The following is a 19,679-nucleotide window of genomic DNA, read 5'->3' on the forward strand; positions in this document are numbered from 1 at the left end:
TTTATCGCTGAAAAGGAACAAGTGGCCAGCGTAGCCGCTGCTCAGTCGCTGGGCAATCCAAGGCTGCGCAGATGAGCGATCAAGCGCTGCTGCAATTGATTGAGATGCGGCAGGTTCATCTGGTGCCGGGCGGCGACTTTGCAGGCATGGCCCAACAGGTAGCTGATTTCGGTACGGCGCCGATTCGCGACGTCCTGGTACATCGAGGAGAAATTGGCTGCGGTGGCCTTGATCACCCGGTCGACTTCTTCCCGCAGGTTTTGCGCTGCTGCCGGCTGGCCGCAGTGCTCCAGTAGCTCGGTGAGCTCGGCGCACAGGGTGGCGACTTCGCAATGATGTTGCTGCAAACCGCCGTTGCGGCATTCATGCAGCACGGTCAGCGGGTTGATCGCGCAGTTGAGCGCCAGTTTTCGCCACAGCCTTGTGAGGATGTCGGTACTCCACTCATGGGGAATGCCGGCGTCGCTCAAGTCTTCCAGCCAGATCGGCGCCACCGGATGGCCGGCATCCCCGAGCCAGGTGTAGCCGTGACCGGCGAACACCACACGCCAGTCGCCATCGCGAAACGCGCCTTCGGTGCTGGAGGCGAAGATGCAGCGCGCCTGGGGAACCTGCGCGGCAACCGCATCCTGACTGCCGAGGCCGTTCTGCAACAGAATCAGTTCGGCGTCGGGTGTCAGGCGGTGTGCGAGCCGGGCCACGGCGTGTTCGGCGTCGTAGGCTTTGCAGGCCACTAGCAGACGGCTGATGGGGGCGTCGCTGTCGGGTGTCTCGCCGGGCACCGGATACAACTGCGCTTCGCCGTGTTCGACCAGCGTCAGCCCGCCCGCCGCCTGATAGGCCTGCAAGCGTGCCGCGTCCCGCACGATCAGCCTGACCGGCACTGAGGCCCGTGCCAGACGGGTGGCCCACAACGTGCCGAGGCTGCCGGCGCCCAGAACATGCCAAGGGGTGGACATCAACTTTTTGCTCGGTTTGACGCAGGCATGTGAGGCTCGCAGTATCGGTTGGAAAAGACCCGTTATAATGAGCCGGATTTTAACCGCAAGCCAAGCGCGCTCCATCGTTATCGAGCGCGCCTTTTTATTGGAGAGATTACATGCCGTCGTTCGACGTGGTATCCGAACTGGACAAACACGAAGTCACCAACGCGGTCGAGAACGCCGTCAAGGAACTCGATCGTCGTTATGACCTGAAAGGCAAAGGCAGTTTCGAGTTCAAGGAAAAGGACCTGACCGTCAACCTGACCGCGGAAGCCGATTTCCAGCTCGAAGCGATGATCGAGATCCTTAAGCTGTCCCTGGTCAAGCGCAAGATCGACGTGCAGTGCCTTGAAGTCAAGGACGCCTTTGCGTCGGGCAAGCTGATGAAGCAGGAAGCGGTCCTCAAGGAAGGCATCGACAAAGAGCTGGCGAAGAAAATCGTCGCTCACGTCAAAGACGCCAAGCTCAAGGTCCAGGCCGCCATTCAGGGCGAGCAGGTGCGCATCACCGGCAAGAAGCGTGACGATTTGCAGGAAGCCATCGCTGTCCTGCGCGCCAAGGAATTCGGCATGCCGCTGCAGTTCAATAACTTCCGCGACTGATCTTTCAAGCGGGAACCTCTTGGCGATTTCGACGTCCGAGGCCCAAGCAACGGCAGAAACGATCGAGCCTTATGGATTCGGTCTTTCTGCCGCTCATTTTTTGCGTGCCGGGTAGCCGGAAATCAGGAGAAAGTAGATGGATTTGAATGCTGAAGTGGACAACCTGGTCAAGGCATCCCAAGCCTGGGTTCCGATGATCATGGAATACGGCAGCCGCGTGCTACTGGCGGTGATTACCCTGGCCATCGGCTGGTGGCTGATCAACAAAGTCACGCAAAAACTGGGCGGCCTGCTAGCGTTGCGTAACGCTGACCTGGCGCTGCAAGGCTTCATCAGCAGCCTGGCGAACATCATTCTCAAGATTCTGCTGATCGTCAGCGTGGCGTCGATGATCGGTGTGGAAACCACGTCCTTCGTCGCGGCCATCGGTGCCGCTGGCCTGGCCATCGGTCTGGCCCTGCAGGGCAGCCTGGCGAATTTCGCCGGCGGCGTGTTGATTCTGTTGTTCCGTCCGTTCCGTATCGGTGACTGGATCGAAGCCCAAGGTGTTGCCGGTACTGTCGACAGCATCCAGATTTTCCACACCGTACTGCGCACTGGCGATAACAAAACCATCATCGTGCCTAACGGTAATCTGTCGAACGGCATCATCACCAACACCAACCGTCAACCGACCCGCAAAGTAGTATTTGATGTGGGTGTGGACTACGAAGCGGACTTGCAGAAGGCCCGTGAAGTGTTGCTGGACCTGGCCAAGGATCCGCGAGTATTGGTGGAGCCCGCACCGGAAGCGGTGATTTCCACATTGGGCGACAGTTCGATTACTGTTTCCCTGCGCGTGTGGGTGAAAACCGCTGACTATTGGAATGTGATGTTCATGTTTAACGAGCAATCGCGTGATCGCTTGAAGACTGCCGGCATCGATATTCCATTTCCTCAGCGGGTTATTCGCGTGGTGCAGGAATCGGCTGCGGTGTAAGGATTTGTCTTGCCGTTAATGTCTGACCGGTTGGTCAGACATTTCGTAAGAGTCCGATCACAATGTTGTAGTCAATAAAAAAGGCCCATCCGAAGATGGGCCTTTTTTTGATTACCGCGAACTAACTTTCTGCAATTACAGAATGTTGAGCGGGTAGTCGGTGATCAGGCGGAACTCAGAGATATCGCCTTCGCCTTCGTCTGCGTTGGCGGTGTGCCATGCTTGACGGATGCGGAACGACAGATCTTTAGCTGGGCCGGACTGAATTACGTATTTAACTTCCACGTTGGTTTCGTGGTGTTTACCGTCTTCACCGTACAGGCCAGCGTAAGGGCTGCCTGCTGGAGTGTTGGTGCCGTCGATGTCCCAACCTTTCACGTAACGGGTCATGAAGCTCAGACCAGGGATGCCGTATTCGGCCATTTTCAGGTCGTAACGGGCCTGTACCGATTTCTCGCCAGGGGCGTTGAAGTCAGAGTACTGGATGGAGTTGGCGAGGAAAATCGAGTCGCCACCGCGGTTGTTTTTACCCACGCCGATATAGTCGAACGGAGTATCGCCATTCACTTTCTGGAAGCCCAGGGTGATGGTGTGCGCCTTCAGGAACGAGAAAGCAGCAGCGAGGGAGTAGGCGGTGTTATTGATTTCGCCTGCTTTAGCGCTACCAGTGTCCCTGGTGTTGTAGATGTTACCGTCGAAGTTGATCGACTGATCGCCACCCAATGCGAGGGTGTAGTTCGCGTTGGCGTAGTACTGGTTCCAGATGTCTTCGAGCTTGGCACCGTAGAGCGACACGCTCAGGTCTGGGGTAATGCCGTACTTGCCACCGAAGTAGTCGATGGAGTTGGCTTGTACGCCAGCGTAGGTTGCCCACAGGTCGCCATTACGGGCATTTCGGTCCTGGCTGGTCGCCGAGTAGAAGTGACCGGCTTCGAGGTCAAGGTCTTTGACTTCGCTGCTCTGCAGTTGGATACCGCTGGCAGTTTGGTGAAGGATACGGGAGCCGCCAACAGCGAACACCGGAGAGGTGCTTGGCTGCATGTCGCCGATTTTCAGCTCAGTCTTGGAGATGCGGAACTTGGCGGCAGCGCCGGCTTTGCCCTGGTTGTTTTCGACCTCGCCATCATTGCCCACGGGCATGTTGCCGGTACCACCATACTTGTCGGAACCGTCCAGCTTAATGGCCAGTTGACCCCAAGCTTCAACGCCAACACCGATCAGACCTTGGGTGTAGCCCGAGCTGTACATGCCCTGGATGCCCTGGGTCCAGTCTTTGTCGTCGGTTGCGCCGTCTTTCTTGTTACGGTTGTAGTAGTAGTTGCGAACCAGCAAGTCGAGCTTGCTGTCTTCAACAAAACCTTTGGCTTCTGCCTGGTCGCTTACGAAAGGTGCGGCTACTGCCAACTGAGTACTGGCTGCTGCTGCAACTGCCAGTGCGATCATGCTCCACTTCATCACGCGCATCGTGATTTGCTCCTTTGGTTTTAGAAGAGTACTGCCGTCCCGCCTGTTTTATTATCCGGGCGGCTCTTTCTTTTTGTGTCGGCGCAAACTTATATCACGCCGACCCTATTGGCGATACTTGCACATCTAACCTTTCAGCTTCTTTACGACCCTGTCGCGAATGGCTGGGTAGATGTCGCAAATTCACAATTCCGACGCAATCGGACTGACAATTTCAGCGCTGTTTTCCAGGGCTTGAGCATCGGTAAAAAGAGTCCCTTGTCCTGCACTTGAATCTCCATCGGGCAACCCTGCCACTGTTTTTATTGGCCTTAAGGCCTCCACTTCCAGCGGAGCACTTATAGACGATACGGGGGTGAATGCAACAAGCGTGCACAAATCGGAATTCTGTTGCCGTTTTTTTCCAAAGGCCTGCCTGTTGCTGTAAATACCTCATAAAACCGGGGGGTTCAAGCCTGTTTTAGTTGAGCTTGACGCCATGCATTGCATCGTGGTTGCCCTGTTGAACCTGCGAGGGTGACAACCAAAAACGTTACCGGTTCACCCTGCCTGTGAGTAATTGGCGGATGCTGACGCACTGAGCGTAGACGCGTTGTGCGGTTTTGGTGCAAAAAATTTTATTTCCTGTACTGAATTCACACAATCTCGCTTTGTCGTGGATTCGAACAGCGCGTTGTTTATCGGTCATTTCGGCATTTTTTGGGTGGCGGCTGGTTCTGTCGTGGTGCGTGCCGGATAAAAGTGGCTCATGTCAGGGCGCCCGGCGGCAGTTCGTCGTGAAGCGCGTGGCGTTCGCAGGTATGCTGCCGTCCTGTCGCTTGGTGCGCCGTCTTTCGGTGAGGGGCGCTAAGCTGAAAAAAGATGACCTGAGGGGAGGGTGCGCTGTGTTCGCTTTAGATCCACGACTTCAACAAGACACGTTGCCAATCGGCGATTTCCCGCTCTGCCGGTTGCTGTTGTCCAATGATTCGAACTACCCCTGGTTCATCCTCGTGCCACGCCGCGAGGATATCAGTGAAATATTTCAGTTGGATGGCGCAGATCAGCAGCAGCTGTGGCAGGAAACCACCGCGCTGGCGGAAATGCTCAAGGACTCGTTCGACGCGGACAAGTTGAACATCGCGGCCTTGGGTAACGTCGTCAATCAGTTGCACATGCATGTGATTGTGCGCAAGCGCGAGGACGCCGCCTGGCCAGCTCCGGTCTGGGGCAAGCAGCCGGCCAAACCCTACAGTCCAGAGCAGATCGCGACGATTCGCGAACGGCTGCGTCTGGTGTTGACCGATGACTTCACGTTTCTGGAGGGTTGAGTCATGAGCCTTGAAGAACGCGTTACCGATCTGGAAAGCCAGTTGGCGTTTCAGGATGACACCATCCAGACATTGAATGATGTGCTGGCGGCGCAGCAGCATGCGGTTGAGCGCCTGCAACTTCAGATGACGGCGCTGCTCAAGCGGCAGGAGGAAATGGTCGGCCAGTTCGAGTCCTTCGAAGAAGAGGCGCCACCGCCGCATTATTGAAAAACAGGTCATAAAAAAACCGCGAACAGCCAGGGCTGTTCGCGGTTTTTTTTAGCCTTGGAGTCAGCGACGCGGCAGGGCGGCGATCACATCCTCGGCTTGCAGGCCTTTGTCACGGTTCATGACAGAGAACTCCACGCGCTGGCCTTCGACCAGAACACGGTGGCCTTCACCGCGAATTGCCCGGAAGTGCACAAAAATATCATCACCGGAATCACGGGAAATAAAGCCGAAGCCTTTGGAGGTGTTGAACCATTTGACGGTGCCAGTATCGCGGTTGCTCATGTCATAGCTTGGCGCGGCGGCGGCCGGTGAAGATTTGTAGAAGCTGATGGCCAGGTGCAGGAATACGGCGATCAGGGCAGCGACCAGGCTGAACAGAACGGCAGGTTGACCGGCGATGACAGGCATCGGGGCGATCAGCGTCAGGGTTTGCAGCACGACAGCCAGAACCAGCAAGGCGCTGACCAGGTTTTGCAATTGATGACGCGGGCCTTTGTTCCAGTAAGGGATAACAGGCGCGAGGGTGAGGTTGAGCAGGCCGAAAAAGGCCAGGTACAGCGCATCGGGTTGTTGCAGGTAAGGTAGCGCTTCGGATCGCAGGCTAGGGATGAAGGACAGCAGCAGGGCTGCTGCGCCCATTAGCAGGTGGACGATTTTCAACATTTTGATTAACTCACGTTAAGACGGATCACAAGGAAGAGCTGATAGAGCACGGTTCGCTTCAGAACAATAAGAGGCGTTGGGCACGTACCTGATATCAGCCTATGCGCAGCCCCCGGAAAATAGGTGGTAGCGACACACTGTCTATTTAACAGCAAAGCCTGCGGCTACTCAAATCAGGCGGTCCGGCGGTGCTTCCAAGGGGGGGGTGTAGTCGCGCACTGTGTTTCTGGGGGTTGTTGCCTTTTCGTTGAATGACATTGCGTCAGTTTTCGTAGGAAATCATCCGGCCTAGGAAGAGCTCCATGATCGCCCCTCAATTGTTGGCTTATCCTACGTCGATGGTCATAAAGTCATCTGGATATGCCGTTGCGCCTGCGTTTTTATAAGGAAACAGAGATGACCTTTACAAAAGGCAGGGATGACAAAGGAGTGTCAACGGTATGGTTTATGAAGATAGGCGAGACGAGGAGGGGGTCGGTCCACTCAAGGATATAAGGATTGATCCATTTGTCAGCGAATTCGATATGGGCCTGGCCCAGCCCTTATCCCGGTCTGTGCGTTTGAATGGCTTTGCGACCTGTTTGCGGCTTGAGCAGGTCTATTGGGATATTTTGGGCGACATGGCCAGGGTCAATTGCTGTTCGGTCAGTGCGCTGCTGTCCCATGTGGATCGCGAAGTGCATTTACGTCATGGCGGGGTAAAGAACTTCACCGGGCTGGTGCGAGTCGTCTGCGTCGTACGTAGTCTGAAGGAGGGCAGTTGCCTCGTAATGGCTTAGCAGTGCGGGTAGATCGGGTTCGGTGTCGGTCTGTGCAGTCTTACGGCTGCACAGGCTGCATTTAATGGATATAATCCCGCTCTTTGCCGCAAAGCCCAGCATGCGCGGTAGCAATCTGATCGCCGAGACAACTCCCATGCCGATGTACGATTACCAATGTGCTTCCTGTGGTCATCAGTTGGAAGCCATTCAAAAGATCAGCGCAGCACCGCTGGTCGACTGCCCTGCCTGCCAGGCGCCAGAGCTTAAAAAGATGCTGTCCATGCCGGGCTTCCGCCTCAGCGGCACCGGCTGGTACGAAACCGACTTCAAGACCGGTTCCAAGAAGAATCTGGCCGGTGGCGACAAAGCTGACTAGGGTCTAGCGCCCGGGCTGAATGACACGCGCGAGCTCTTGCATCATCCGGCACCTTATTTAAGTGTGGGGGTGCGGCAAGACCTCCAACCGAATTTCGAATTACGAGAAGTGAAACCACTACCATGATGCGCAGCCATTATTGCGGCCAACTGAACGAAAGCCTGGAAGGCCAGGAAATTACCCTTTGCGGATGGGTTCACCGTCGTCGCGACCATGGCGGGGTGATTTTCCTCGATATCCGTGATCGTGACGGTCTGGCCCAGGTGGTGTTCGACCCCGACCGCGCTGAATCCTTCGCCGCCGCCGATCGCGTGCGCAGCGAATACGTGGTCAAGATCACCGGCAAGGTTCGCCTGCGTCCGGCCGGTGCCACCAACGCCAACATGGCGTCGGGCATGATCGAAGTGCTGGGCTATGAGCTGGAAGTATTGAACGAAGCGGAAACCCCGCCGTTCCCGCTCAACGAGTTCTCCGACGTCGGCGAAGAAACCCGCCTGCGTTATCGCTTCCTCGACCTGCGTCGCCCGGAAATGCTCGAGAAGTTGCGTCTGCGTTCGCGCATGACCACCAGTATCCGTCGCTTCCTGGACGAGAACGGCTTCCTCGATGTCGAGACGCCGATCCTGACCCGTGCGACTCCGGAAGGCGCGCGCGACTATCTGGTGCCGAGCCGTACTCACGCCGGTTCCTTCTTCGCCTTGCCGCAATCGCCACAGCTGTTCAAGCAGCTGCTGATGGTCGCCGGCTTCGACCGTTACTACCAGATCGCCAAGTGCTTCCGCGACGAAGATCTGCGCGCCGACCGTCAGCCGGAATTCACCCAGATCGACATCGAGACCAGCTTTCTCGATGAAAAAGAGATCATGGGCATCACCGAACAAATGATCCGCAACCTGTTCAAGGAAGTGCTGGACCTGGAGTTCGGCGACTTCCCGCACATGACCTTCGAAGAGGCCATGCGTCGTTACGGTTCCGACAAGCCGGACCTGCGTAACCCGCTGGAACTGGTTGACGTTGCCGATCAACTGAAAGAAGTCGACTTCAAGGTGTTCAGCGGCCCTGCCAACGATCCGAAATGCCGCGTTGCCGCTCTGCGCGTTCCAGGCGCGGCAAGCATGCCGCGCAGCAAGATCGACGACTACACCAAGTTCGTTGGCATCTACGGTGCCAAGGGCCTGGCGTACATCAAGGTCAACGAGCGCGCCAAAGGCGTTGAAGGTCTGCAATCACCGATCGTCAAGAACATCCCTGAAGCCAACCTCAATGTGATCCTTGATCGCGTTGGCGCGGTTGACGGCGACATCGTGTTCTTCGGTGCCGACAAAGCCAAGATCGTCAGCGAAGCCCTGGGCGCGCTGCGGATCAAGGTCGGTCACGATCTGAACCTGTTGACCTGCGAGTGGGCACCGATGTGGGTCGTTGACTTCCCGATGTTCGAAGAGAACGACGACGGCAGCTTCACCGCGTTGCACCACCCGTTCACCGCGCCGAAGTGCACGCCGCAAGAACTGGAAGCCAACCCGGCAACCGCATTGTCCCGTGCCTACGACATGGTATTGAACGGCACCGAGCTGGGTGGCGGTTCGATCCGTATCCACCGCAAGGAAATGCAACAGTCGGTGTTCCGTCTGCTGGGTATCAGTGAAGCGGAACAGGAAGAGAAGTTCGGCTTCCTGCTCGACGCCCTGAAATACGGCGCGCCGCCGCACGGTGGCCTGGCCTTCGGCCTGGACCGTCTGGTGATGCTGATGACCGGTGCCCAGTCGATCCGTGAAGTGATCGCTTTCCCGAAAACCCAGAGCGCCGCCTGCGTCATGACTCAGGCACCGGGTCTGGTGGATGCCAAGGCATTGCGCGAACTGCACATTCGTCTGCGCGAAACGCCTAAGGCTGAGTAAGGCTGGCCTTGTAGGCGCATCTTCGGATGCGCCTTTTTCTTTCTTGTATAGATCGATGCAGGTCGAGATTTTTGTTTGCCGGCTGGCGCATCATGGCGTGGCGGGCAATGTGTCAAAGATAATTCGGAGCGAGTTATGGCGGGTCATTCCAAGTGGGCGAACATCAAGCACCGCAAAGAACGTCAGGATGCCAAAAAGGGCAAGATCTTCACCAAATGGATTCGTGAACTGACGGTTGCTGCCCGTCAGGGCGGGGCTGATCCGGGCTCCAACCCGCGTCTGCGCCTGGCGCTGGATAAAGCGCTGGGTGCGAATATGAGCCGCGACATCATCGACCGCGCGGTGGCCCGTGGTGCCGGCGCTGCCGATACCGATGATATGGTCGAGCTGACCTACGAAGGTTACGGCCCGGGCGGCGTGGCGGTGATGGTCGAATGCATGACCGACAACCGCAACCGTACCGCAGCGGCTGTGCGTCACGCGTTCAGCAAGTGCGGCGGCAACCTGGGTACCGACGGTTCGGTGGCGTATCTGTTCGAGCGCAAGGGGCAGATCAGCTTTGCGCCGGGCGTCGATGAAGATGCACTGACTGAAGCGGCACTGGAAGCCGACGCCGATGACGTGGTCACCCACGAAGACGGCTCGATCGATGTGTTCACCTCGTTCACCGGCTTCTATGCCGTACGTAATGCCCTGGAAGCCGCTGGTTTCAAGGGCGATGACGCGGAAATCGTCATGCAGCCGACCACCAGCGCGGAGCTGGACCTGGAAGGCGCGGAGAAGGTTCTGAAGCTGATCGACATGCTCGAAGACCTGGACGATGTGCAGAACGTGTACTCCAACGCCGACATTCCAGAGGCGGTGGCCGCTCAGCTCTGTTGATGCATTGATAAAGATCGCAGCCTTCACCTGGCCTCTGTAGGAGCTGGCGAAGCCTGCGATCTTTTGATTTTGGCTTTTTACTTAAAAGATCGCAGCCTTCGGCAGCTCCTACACAGTTATCCTCAAGCCACCGCGATCTCTTTCTGCAGGCGTTATGACTTTAATCCTAGGAATCGACCCCGGCTCGCGCATCACCGGTTATGGCGTGGTTCGCGATACCGGGCGTGGCTGTGTCTACGTGGCGTCGGGCTGCATTCGCACGGGCTCCGGCGAGCTGTACGAGCGCCTGCAAATCGTTTATCGCGGCGTGCGCGAAGTCATTCAGACCTATGGTCCGGTGACCATGGGCATCGAAAAAGTCTTCATGGCCCGCAACGCCGACTCGGCCCTCAAGCTCGGCCAGGCCCGCGGCGCAGCCATCGTGGCCGGCGCTGAAGAAAGCCTGGAAATTGCCGAATACACCGCGACCCAGGTCAAGCAGGCGGTGACTGGTACCGGCGGAGCGAACAAAGAACAGGTGCAAATGATGGTCATGCACATGCTGAAATTGACCAGCAAGCCGCAAATCGATGCCTCGGATGCCCTGGCCATCGCGATTTGCCACGCTCACACCCGTTCCAGCCTGTTGCCCCATGGCCTGGGCACCGCACGCAGTCGTGGCGGGCGCCTGCGTCTCTGATAGCATCAGCAATCATTTTTTATGGAATGAGGGTTTTGCGCCTGTGTTGTCGGCGCAAAACCCTTGTTCTGTCAGTCGCCAGCACTGATCTGGCCAACGCTCAAGGATCTGAAACGTGATTGGACGCTTGCGCGGCACCCTGGCTGAGAAACAGCCGCCGCACCTGATTCTGGATGTAAATGGTCTGGGGTATGAGCTGGAAGTGCCCATGACCACGCTTTATCGCTTGCCGTCGGTCGGTGAACCGCTGACCTTGCACACCCATTTGGTCGTACGCGAAGACGCGCAGTTACTCTATGGCTTCTTCGGCAAGCGTGAGCGAGACTTTTTTCGCGAGTTGATCCGTCTTAATGGGGTAGGGCCGAAACTGGCGCTGGCCTTGATGTCGAGTCTGGAAGTCGATGAGCTGGTGCGTTGCGTGCAGTCCCAGGACACTTCGGCGCTGACCAAGGTGCCGGGCGTGGGCAAGAAGACTGCCGAGCGTTTGCTGGTGGAACTCAAGGATCGCTTCAAGGCCTGGGAAACCGTGCCGGCGATGTTCGCGTTGGTACCAAACCAGCCGGGTGGGCCAGATGCGCCAACTCCGGTCGCCACCGCCGAAAATGACGCGGTCAGCGCGCTGATTTCCCTGGGCTACAAGCCGCAGGAAGCCAGCAAGGCGATTTCCGCGATCAAGGAGAAAGGTTTGAGCAGTGAAGACATGATTCGTCGTGCCCTTAAGGGAATGATCTAAGTGATTGAAGCTGATCGTCTGATCGCCGCCACGGGTGGTCCCCGTGACCGTGAAGAAGTCCAGGACCGGGCGATTCGGCCCGTCAGCCTGGCCGAATACATTGGCCAGCCGACCGTTCGCGAGCAAATGGAGTTGTTCATCCAGGCTGCGCGCGGGCGCAATGAATCGCTGGATCACACCCTGATTTTCGGCCCTCCGGGCTTGGGTAAGACCACCCTGGCCAACATCATTGCCCAGGAAATGGGCGTGTCGATCAAAAGCACCTCGGGGCCGGTCCTCGAACGTCCGGGTGATCTGGCGGCGTTGCTGACCAACCTTGAGCCCCATGACGTGCTGTTCATCGACGAGATCCATCGGTTGTCGCCGATCGTCGAAGAAGTGCTGTACCCGGCCATGGAAGATTTCCAGCTCGACATCATGATCGGCGAAGGGCCGGCCGCACGCTCGATCAAACTCGATCTGCCGCCGTTCACCCTGGTTGGGGCAACCACCCGGGCCGGCATGCTGACCAACCCGTTGCGCGACCGTTTCGGGATTGTCCAGCGTCTGGAGTTCTATAGCACCGCCGACCTGGCAACGATTGTCAGCCGTTCGGCGAGCATTCTCGGTTTGCCACTGGACCCGGAAGGCTCCTTTGAAATCGCCCGGCGTGCCCGTGGCACGCCGCGGATCGCCAACCGCTTGTTGCGCCGGGTCCGGGATTTCGCCGAGGTGCGTGCCAAGGGCCACATCACCAAGCCGATCGCCGACCTGGCGCTGAACCTGCTGGATGTCGACGAGCGTGGTTTCGACCATCAGGACCGACGCCTGCTGCTGACCATGATCGAGAAATTCGACGGTGGGCCGGTGGGGGTGGACAGTCTGGCGGCGGCGATCAGCGAAGAACGTCACACCATCGAAGACGTGCTGGAGCCGTATTTGATCCAGCAGGGCTATATCATGCGCACTCCGCGGGGGCGGGTGGTCACTCGACATGCGTACCTGCACTTCGGTTTAAACATCCCGTCACGATTAGGCGAGATGCCCGTGGTAGACGAGTTCCTCGATGCCGTGGACGATTAATCACCTTTGCGCGCTGATTTATTCGGGGTTTGTGCTGTCCCAGGACCGTACTTTCACCAGAAAGCCGCGAATCAATGAAAAACAGTTGCCTGGCCGGATTGGCAACCTGAGGAGTAAGCACTAGAGTATGCGCGCGCAAAACGGGCTTGAGCCGTTCGCACATCGTTGTCGCGTTTATTACGAGGACACCGATGCGGGCGGCATCGTGTATTACGTCAATTACCTCAAGTTTATGGAACGGGCTCGAACCGAGCGGCTCCGGGAGCTGGGCTTTGCCCAGTCGGCGCTGGCAGGGGAGGACCTGTTGTTCGTCGTGCATTCCAGCGAAGCTCGTTACCACGCGCCGGCGCGACTGGACGATGAGCTGCTGGTAAGCGCTGAAGTAATTGAATTGAACCGGGTCAGCCTGCGCTTCAAACAGCAGGTCAGGCGGGCTACGGATAATGTGCTGCTCTGCGAAGGGCAGTTTCTGGTGGCCTGTGTGCGCACTAACAGTTTGAAACCCCGGGCCATTCCCGAAGCTCTACGTGCGGCCTTTGCCGACGTGAGCGGCGCGGGTACACACTCAAAGCAGGAGATAAAGCGTGGAAGCTAACGTCGTCGACCATTCCTCCATGTGGAGCCTGGTCAGCAATGCCAGTATCGTGGTGCAACTGGTAATGCTGATCCTGGTAGCCGCATCGGTGACCTCATGGATCATGATCTTTCAGCGCAGCAACTTGCTGCGCGCCGGTCGACGTGCCCTGGAGAGCTTTGAAGAGCGCTTCTGGTCGGGTATCGACCTGTCCAAACTCTACCGTCAGGCCGGCAGCAACCCTGATCCGGATTCGGGCGTAGAACAAATTTTCCGTGCCGGTTTCAAGGAATTCTCCCGTCTGCGTCAGCAGTCAGGCGTTGACCCGGAAGCGGTCATGGAAGGCGTGGCTCGTGCCATGCGCGTGGCCATCTCCCGCGAGGAAGAAAAACTCGAGCAGAGCCTGCCGTTCCTCGCCACCGTCGGTTCCGTCAGCCCGTACATCGGTCTGTTCGGTACGGTCTGGGGCATCATGAACTCCTTCCGTGGTCTGGCAACTGCCCAGCAAGCGACCCTGGCCACTGTGGCCCCGGGTATTGCCGAAGCACTGATCGCTACCGCGATCGGTCTGTTCGCCGCCATCCCGGCCGTAATCGCCTACAACCGTTTTGCTGCCCGCAGCGAAACCCTGCTGGGCCGTTACTACACCTTCGCCGACGAGTTCCAGGCGATCCTGCACCGCAAAGTGCACACCAGCGAAGAATAAGCAGGTAATTTCCAATGGCTTTAATCGCTCGAGCTCGCAAAAAGCGCAAGCCGGTTGCCGAGATGAACGTGGTGCCTTACATCGACGTGATGCTGGTACTGCTGGTCATCTTCATGGTGACCGCGCCGATGCTCAATCAGGGCGTGAAAGTTGATCTGCCCAAGGTTTCCAGCGAAGCCTTGCCGCAGGACAACAACACCCAGGTCCTGACCATTTCGATCAAGGCTGACAAGACCTATTACTGGAACCTTGGCAGCGAAGTCGACACCGATAAGCAGCAGGACAAGGCCATGACCTTGCCGCAAATGACTGACGCCGTGACCAAGATCATTCGCGCCGGCACTGAAGGCGGCAAGCGTACGCAGGTGTTCATCCGTGGCGACAAGACCGTCGATTACGGCGCCGTCATGGGTGCCATGGGCGGGTTGCAGAAGGCCGGGGTCGGTAATGTTGGCTTGATTACCGAGGCGCCCTGATGCAGCAAATGCGAGAGCCGTCCGCCTCGGAAAGCTATTTCTGGCCTAGTGTCTGGGCGCTTGTCTTGCACGTGCTGGTTTTTGGCATGCTGTTCGTCAGTTTCGCCTTCACACCTGAATTGCCGCCGGCCAAGCCGATTGTCCAGGCGACCCTGTACCAGTTGAAATCGAAAAGTCAGGCGACCACCCAGACCAATCAGAAGATTGCGGGTGAGGCGAAGAAATCCGCCGCGCGCCAGACCGAAGTCGAACAGATGGAACAGAAGAAGGTCGAGCAGGAAGCGGTGAAGGCTGCGGAACAAAAGAAAGAAGAGGCAGCTCAAAAGGCCGAAGAAGCCAAGAAGGCCGACGAGTCGAAGAAAGCGGAAGAGGCGAAAAAGGCTGATGAAGCCAAAAAAGCCGACGAAGCGAAGAAGACCGCTGAGGCCAAGAAGGCCGAAGAGAAACAATTGGCTGATATAGCCAAGAAGAAAGCTGAAGAAGAAGCCAAGAAGGCCGCGGAAGAAGAGGCCAAGAAAGCGGCCGCTGAAGAAGCGAAGAAAAAGATCGTCGAAGACGCGAAGAAGAAAGCCGCCGAAGACGCCAAGAAGAAAGCTGAAGCTGAAGAGGCGAAGAAGAAAGTCGCCGAAGACGCGAAGAAGAAAGCTGCTGCCGATGCCGCGAAGAAAAAATCGCAGGAAGCAGCACGTAAATCCGCCGAAGACAAAAAGGCTCAGGCCCTGGCAGATTTGCTTTCCGACACGCCGCAGCGTCAGCAGGCCTTGGCCGATGAGCAGGGTGACGAAGTCGCCGGCAGTTTCGATGACCTGATCCGTGCTCGTGCAGCGGAAGGCTGGGCTCGTCCACCTTCGGCGCGCAAAGGCATGACGGTCGTATTGCAAATTGGCATGTTGCCGGATGGTACGGTGACTTCGGTCGGCGTGGCCAAGTCCAGTGGCGATGGTCCGTTCGACGCTTCGGCTGTAGCAGCGGTCAAGAACATTGGACGTTTGACAGAAATGCAGGGAATGAAACCGAGCGATTTCGCTCCCTATCGTTCATTCAAGATGACATTCACACCTGAGGATCTAGCCTTGTGAGAAACCTTCTTCGAGGAATGCTTGTCGTTATTTGCTGCCTGGCAGGGATAGCGGCAGCTGATGAAAAAAACATTCTGGTCACCAGCGGCAGTGATCGGGCCACCCCGATCGCGGTAGTGCCGTTTGGCTTCCAGGGCGGCAGCGTGCTGCCGGACGACATGGCTGAAATTATCGGTAACGACCTGCGCAACTCGGGTTACTACTCGCCGATTCCGAAACAGAACATGATCAGCCAGCCAAGCCAGGCCAGCGAAATCATCTACCGTGACTTCAAGGCGCTGGGTGCCCAGTACGTCATGGTCGGCAGCATTGTTCCAGCGGGCGGTCGCCTGCAGGTGCAATACGCACTGTTCAACGTAGCGACCGAGCAGCAAGTGCTGACCGGTAGCGTGTCCGGCGGCGTGGATCAACTGCGCGACATGGCGCACTACATCTCCGACCAGTCGTTCGAAAAACTCACCGGTATCAAAGGTGCGTTCTCGACTCGCCTGTTGTACGTGACGGCCGAGCGTTTCTCCGAAAAGAACACTCGCTACACGCTGCAACGTTCGGACTATGACGGTGCCCGTGCCGTGACGCTGCTGCAATCGCGCGAGCCGATCCTGTCGCCGCGCTTTGCACCGGATGGCAAGCGCATTGCCTATGTGTCGTTCGAGCAGAAGCGTCCGCGTATTTTCATGCAGAACATCGACACCGGTCGCCGTGAGCAGATCACCAACTTCGAAGGCCTGAATGGTGCGCCAGCCTGGTCGCCGGATGGCAATCGCCTGGCATTCGTGCTGTCCAAAGACGGCAACCCGGACATCTATGTGATGAACCTGGGTTCGCGTCAGATCAGTCGCGTCACTAACGGTCAGGGCATCAATACCGAACCGTTCTGGGGCAAGGATGGTTCGACCATCTACTTCACTTCTGACCGTGGCGGCAAACCACAGATCTACAAAACCAGCGCAGGTGGTGGCGGTGCGGAGCGTGTGACCTTCATCGGTAACTACAACGCCAACCCTAAACTGTCGGCCGATGAAAAGACCCTGGTGATGATTCACCGCCAGGAAGGCTTCACCAATTTCAAGGTGGCGGCCCAGGATTTGCAGCGCGGTAGTGTAAAGATCCTCACTGATAGCACTCTGGACGAGTCGCCTACTGTTGCGCCCAACGGCACCATGGTAATCTACGCCACCCGCCAGCAGGGCCGGGGAGTCTTGATGCTCGTGTCCATCAATGGACGCGTGAGGCTCCCGCTTCCTACCGCACAAGGCGAAGTCAGAGAACCGTCCTGGTCCCCTTACCTGAACTGACGCGGCGCTATACGTTTTACTTAACACACTGGGGTTCATTAGGAGTTTCACGATGGAAATGCTGAAGTTTGGTAAATTTGCTGCGCTGGCTCTGGCCATGGCTGTAGCTGTAGGTTGCTCGTCCAAAGGCGGCGACAACGCCGGTGAAGGCGCTGTTGATCCAAACGCTGGTTACGGCGCTAACACTGGTGCTGTTGACGGCTCCCTGAGCGAAGAAGCTGCTCTGCGCGCAATCACCACCTTCTACTTCGAATACGACAGCTCGGACCTGAAGCCAGAAGCCATGCGCGCTCTGGACGTTCACGCCAAAGACCTGAAAGCAAACGGCGCTCGCGTTGTTCTGGAAGGCAACACCGACGAACGTGGTACTCGTGAGTACAACATGGCACTGGGCGAGCGTCGTGCGAAAGCCGTTCAGCGCTACCTGGTACTGCAAGGTGTTTCCCCAGCTCAGCTGGAACTGGTTTCCTACGGCGAAGAGCGTCCAGTTGCTACCGGCAACGACGAGCAGTCCTGGGCTCAAAACCGTCGCGTCGAACTGCGTAAGTAATTCGTCATGCGAACGTGCCGTCGTGCTGTAACTGTTTTGGCTCTCAGTCTCGCACCGCTTGCGGTGTGGGCTGCGGTTCCTGTGGTCGAAGACAACTCCGGCTATAACAATAGCGGGAGTAGTTATCCGCCTGCGGGTTACGGTACGAACGGCGCCTATGCCGGGGGAGGGGTTTCGGCCCCTGTCTCGGCACAGGGCGAGCTGTTCAACCAACTGCAACAAATGCAGCAACAAATCGAGCGCCAGCAAGGTGCGATCGAAGTTCTGCAAAATGATGTAGCGCGCATGAAGCAGGAGAACCTGGAGCGATATCAGGATCTTGATCGGCGCATAGGAACCGGCGTTGCACCAGCCGCGACTCCTGATAATTCTTCCACCGGTGGCAATTTGAATGCCCCCGGTGCAGCAGCCGCAGCCGCCCAAGCCCCTGCCGCGGGTAGCGAACCGGCTGATCCGGCGAAGGAAAAACTGTATTACGATGCAGCCTTCGACCTGATTAAAGCCAAGGATTTCGACAAGGCCAGCCAGGCTTTCGCCGCATTCCTGCGCAAATACCCCAACAGCCAATACGCGGGCAACGCCCAGTACTGGTTGGGTGAGGTGAACCTGGCCAAAGGCGATCTGCAAGGTGCAGGTCAGGCATTTGCCAAGGTTTCACAGCTGTACCCCAAGCACCCAAAAGTGCCTGACTCGCTGTACAAGCTCGCTGATGTAGAGCGCCGCCTCGGTCATACCGACCGGGTCAAAGGCATTCTGCAACAGGTTGTGTCCCAATATCCGGGCACTTCCGCCGCTCAACTGGCGCAGCGTGATTTGCAGCGTATGTAAGCCTGTAAGCTTGTAGAAATAGTTATGTTTAGAAGAAACCCGCGCCTATCGCGGGTTTTTTCGTTAGAATTCATCCCCTTTTTATGAAACACGCTTTTTGGGATCTGCGCGTTGGCGGGGTTCCTTGAAGTGCCTGACGGAGGCGGACAGCCTGTTTAGCTGTTACGCCCGTGGCGACTATGCAAGACACATTGAGAATCACCGAAGTTTTCTACTCGTTGCAGGGTGAAACGCGGACTGCCGGCCTGCCCACTGTTTTTGTGCGCCTGACCGGTTGCCCGTTGCGTTGCCAATACTGCGACAGCGCCTACGCGTTCACTGGCGGCACCATTCGCACCCTCGACGACATCCTTGAGCAAGTGGCCGGTTTTCGCCCGCGTTACGTCTGTGTCACGGGCGGCGAGCCCCTGGCACAACCCAATGCCATTCCCTTGCTCAAGCAGTTGTGTGATGCCGGCTACGAAGTATCGCTGGAAACCAGTGGCGCGCTGGACATCTCGGCGGTCGATCCACGGGTCAGTCGCGTCGTCGACCTGAAAACCCCGGGCTCGAAAGAAGCACACCGCAACCGCTACGAGAACATCGAACTGCTCACGCCTAACGATCAGGTGAAGTTTGTCATCTGCTCGCGGGAAGACTACGACTGGGCCGTGTCCAAGCTGATTCAGTACGGTCTGGATCAGCGTGCCGGCGAAGTCCTGTTCTCGCCGAGCCACCATGACCTGAATGCGCGTGATCTGGCGGACTGGGTGGTGGCGGACAATCTGCCTGTGCGTCTGCAATTGCAGCTGCATAAATATCTATGGAATGACGAGCCGGGGCGCTGAAATGACTGAACAACTGAACACAGCTGAAAAACGTGCGGTCATCCTGCTGTCCGGCGGCCTCGACTCGGCGACGGTCGTGGCCATGGCTCGTGCCGAAGGTTACAGCTGCTACACCATGAGCTTCGATTACGGTCAGCGCCACCGTGCCGAGCTGCACGCCGCCGAACGTGTTGCCCGCGACTTGGGTGTGGTCGAGCACAAGGTGATCGGCCTGAACCTGAACGGTATTGGCGGTTCAGCCCTGACCGACAGCTCCATCGATGTACCGGAGGCGCCGAGCGAAGGCATTCCGGTGACTTACGTGCCGGCGCGCAACACCGTGTTTCTGTCCCTGGCGTTGGGCTGGGCTGAAGTGCTGGGCGCGCGTGACATCTTTATCGGGGTAAACGCGGTGGATTATTCCGGTTACCCGGATTGCCGTCCCGAGTTCATTGAAGCCTTCGAGCGGATGGCCAATCTGGCGACGAAGGCCGGTGTAGAAGGGAATGGCTTCCGTATCCAGGCACCCCTGCAGAACCTGAGCAAGGCGCAGATCGTTCAGGCGGGCGTGAAGCTTGGCGTCGATTATGGGCTGACCGTTTCCTGCTATCAGGCGGACGATAACGGCCGTGCTTGCGGTAAATGCGACAGCTGCCGTCTGCGTGCAGAAGGCTTTGCGGCGGCCGGAATCAGCGACCCGACACCTTATTTTTAATTTATTTCAAATTAGGTGTTGAATAGTCCTTAAAAATCAGTA

General features: G+C 57.5%; 23 protein-coding genes. 20 read left to right on the forward strand and 3 right to left on the reverse strand.

Going from position 1 to position 19,679, the window contains the following annotated elements; genetic code table 11:
* Positions 1 to 41 precede the first annotated feature (41 nt).
* On the reverse strand, positions 42 to 959 hold the full coding sequence (locus ACZ9BB_RS02025) for a putative 2-dehydropantoate 2-reductase (protein WP_476212322.1): 918 nt from the start codon (positions 957 to 959) through the stop codon (positions 42 to 44).
* Positions 960 to 1,099: 140 nt separating this feature from the next.
* Here ACZ9BB_RS02025 and ACZ9BB_RS02030 point away from each other — a divergent pair, with 140 nt between their 5' ends.
* Together ACZ9BB_RS02030 and ACZ9BB_RS02035 are read left to right on the forward strand one after the other, a co-directional pair.
* Positions 1,100 to 1,585: a YajQ family cyclic di-GMP-binding protein gene (locus ACZ9BB_RS02030; RefSeq protein WP_047532521.1), complete on the forward strand. Its 486-nt coding sequence runs from the start codon at positions 1,100 to 1,102 to the stop codon at positions 1,583 to 1,585.
* A gap of 136 nt (positions 1,586 to 1,721) precedes the next feature.
* Positions 1,722 to 2,564 carry a mechanosensitive ion channel family protein gene (locus ACZ9BB_RS02035; protein WP_476212323.1) on the forward strand — a complete coding sequence of 281 codons (843 nt, stop codon included), beginning with the start codon at positions 1,722 to 1,724 and terminating at the stop codon, positions 2,562 to 2,564.
* Positions 2,565 to 2,699: 135 nt separating this feature from the next.
* Here the strand turns inward: ACZ9BB_RS02035 and ACZ9BB_RS02040 are convergent, their stop codons facing one another.
* Entirely contained in the window at positions 2,700 to 4,028 is a 1,329-nt protein-coding gene (locus ACZ9BB_RS02040; protein WP_476212324.1) for an OprD family porin, read from the reverse strand.
* 884 nt (positions 4,029 to 4,912) lie between these two features.
* On the opposite strand from ACZ9BB_RS02040, the gene ACZ9BB_RS02045 reads away from it, so the two are divergent.
* Entirely contained in the window at positions 4,913 to 5,338 is a 426-nt protein-coding gene (locus ACZ9BB_RS02045; protein ID WP_476212325.1) for an HIT family protein, read from the forward strand.
* 3 nt (positions 5,339 to 5,341) lie between these two features.
* Complete coding sequence (locus ACZ9BB_RS02050; RefSeq protein WP_476212326.1) at positions 5,342 to 5,548, forward strand: SlyX family protein; 207 nt, start codon at positions 5,342 to 5,344, stop codon at positions 5,546 to 5,548.
* 63 nt (positions 5,549 to 5,611) lie between these two features.
* Here the strand turns inward: ACZ9BB_RS02050 and ACZ9BB_RS02055 are convergent, their stop codons facing one another.
* On the reverse strand, positions 5,612 to 6,214 hold the full coding sequence (locus ACZ9BB_RS02055; RefSeq protein WP_476212327.1) for a cold-shock protein: 603 nt from the start codon (positions 6,212 to 6,214) through the stop codon (positions 5,612 to 5,614).
* 440 nt (positions 6,215 to 6,654) lie between these two features.
* On the opposite strand from ACZ9BB_RS02055, the gene ACZ9BB_RS02060 reads away from it, so the two are divergent.
* From ACZ9BB_RS02060 to queC, 16 genes are all read left to right on the forward strand, one after another.
* Positions 6,655 to 6,993, forward strand: a complete 339-nt coding sequence (locus ACZ9BB_RS02060) for a ribbon-helix-helix domain-containing protein (protein WP_476212328.1) — start codon at positions 6,655 to 6,657, stop codon at positions 6,991 to 6,993.
* 136 nt (positions 6,994 to 7,129) lie between these two features.
* On the forward strand, positions 7,130 to 7,351 hold the full coding sequence (locus ACZ9BB_RS02065; RefSeq protein ID WP_010457489.1) for an FmdB family zinc ribbon protein: 222 nt from the start codon (positions 7,130 to 7,132) through the stop codon (positions 7,349 to 7,351).
* Positions 7,352 to 7,473: 122 nt separating this feature from the next.
* The gene (gene aspS, locus ACZ9BB_RS02070) at positions 7,474 to 9,249 is read left to right on the forward strand and encodes an aspartate--tRNA ligase (RefSeq protein WP_476212329.1); all 1,776 of its coding nucleotides are present in this window, start codon (positions 7,474 to 7,476) and stop codon (positions 9,247 to 9,249) included.
* Between the two features lie 135 nt (positions 9,250 to 9,384).
* On the forward strand, positions 9,385 to 10,131 hold the full coding sequence (locus ACZ9BB_RS02075) for a YebC/PmpR family DNA-binding transcriptional regulator (RefSeq protein WP_476212330.1): 747 nt from the start codon (positions 9,385 to 9,387) through the stop codon (positions 10,129 to 10,131).
* 154 nt (positions 10,132 to 10,285) lie between these two features.
* Positions 10,286 to 10,810 (forward strand): crossover junction endodeoxyribonuclease RuvC, encoded by a 525-nt coding sequence (gene ruvC, locus ACZ9BB_RS02080; protein ID WP_476212331.1) that lies wholly within the window; start codon positions 10,286 to 10,288, stop codon positions 10,808 to 10,810.
* Between the two features lie 115 nt (positions 10,811 to 10,925).
* Positions 10,926 to 11,543, forward strand: coding sequence for a Holliday junction branch migration protein RuvA (gene ruvA, locus ACZ9BB_RS02085; protein ID WP_476212332.1), 618 nt, complete (start codon positions 10,926 to 10,928; stop codon positions 11,541 to 11,543).
* Positions 11,544 to 12,605, forward strand: a complete 1,062-nt coding sequence (gene ruvB, locus ACZ9BB_RS02090) for a Holliday junction branch migration DNA helicase RuvB (protein ID WP_476212333.1) — start codon at positions 11,544 to 11,546, stop codon at positions 12,603 to 12,605.
* 127 nt (positions 12,606 to 12,732) lie between these two features.
* Positions 12,733 to 13,200, forward strand: a complete 468-nt coding sequence (gene ybgC / locus ACZ9BB_RS02095; protein WP_007933231.1) for a tol-pal system-associated acyl-CoA thioesterase — start codon at positions 12,733 to 12,735, stop codon at positions 13,198 to 13,200.
* Positions 13,190 to 13,885: a protein TolQ gene (tolQ, locus tag ACZ9BB_RS02100; RefSeq protein ID WP_007897030.1), complete on the forward strand. Its 696-nt coding sequence runs from the start codon at positions 13,190 to 13,192 to the stop codon at positions 13,883 to 13,885. The genes ybgC and tolQ overlap by 11 nt, the downstream gene beginning before the upstream one ends.
* A gap of 23 nt (positions 13,886 to 13,908) precedes the next feature.
* Positions 13,909 to 14,361, forward strand: a complete 453-nt coding sequence (tolR, locus tag ACZ9BB_RS02105) for a protein TolR (protein WP_476218174.1) — start codon at positions 13,909 to 13,911, stop codon at positions 14,359 to 14,361.
* Positions 14,361 to 15,440 carry a cell envelope integrity protein TolA gene (gene tolA, locus ACZ9BB_RS02110; RefSeq protein WP_476212334.1) on the forward strand — a complete coding sequence of 360 codons (1,080 nt, stop codon included), beginning with the start codon at positions 14,361 to 14,363 and terminating at the stop codon, positions 15,438 to 15,440. The genes tolR and tolA overlap by 1 nt, the downstream gene beginning before the upstream one ends.
* Entirely contained in the window at positions 15,437 to 16,738 is a 1,302-nt protein-coding gene (gene tolB / locus ACZ9BB_RS02115) for a Tol-Pal system beta propeller repeat protein TolB (RefSeq protein ID WP_476212335.1), read from the forward strand. Before tolA ends, tolB begins: the two co-directional genes overlap by 4 nt.
* 52 nt (positions 16,739 to 16,790) lie before the next feature.
* Positions 16,791 to 17,288 carry a peptidoglycan-associated lipoprotein Pal gene (pal, locus tag ACZ9BB_RS02120; protein ID WP_003178634.1) on the forward strand — a complete coding sequence of 166 codons (498 nt, stop codon included), beginning with the start codon at positions 16,791 to 16,793 and terminating at the stop codon, positions 17,286 to 17,288.
* Between the two features lie 6 nt (positions 17,289 to 17,294).
* Entirely contained in the window at positions 17,295 to 18,116 is an 822-nt protein-coding gene (gene ybgF / locus ACZ9BB_RS02125) for a tol-pal system protein YbgF (protein ID WP_476212336.1), read from the forward strand.
* 179 nt (positions 18,117 to 18,295) lie between these two features.
* A complete protein-coding gene (queE, locus tag ACZ9BB_RS02130) occupies positions 18,296 to 18,943 on the forward strand; it encodes a 7-carboxy-7-deazaguanine synthase QueE (protein ID WP_008072914.1) in 648 nt (215 codons plus the stop codon).
* Position 18,944: 1 nt separating this feature from the next.
* Positions 18,945 to 19,637, forward strand: a complete 693-nt coding sequence (queC, locus tag ACZ9BB_RS02135; RefSeq protein ID WP_428632086.1) for a 7-cyano-7-deazaguanine synthase QueC — start codon at positions 18,945 to 18,947, stop codon at positions 19,635 to 19,637.
* Positions 19,638 to 19,679 lie beyond the last annotated feature (42 nt).

Source organism: Pseudomonas sp. TE3552 (genome assembly GCF_056278945.1).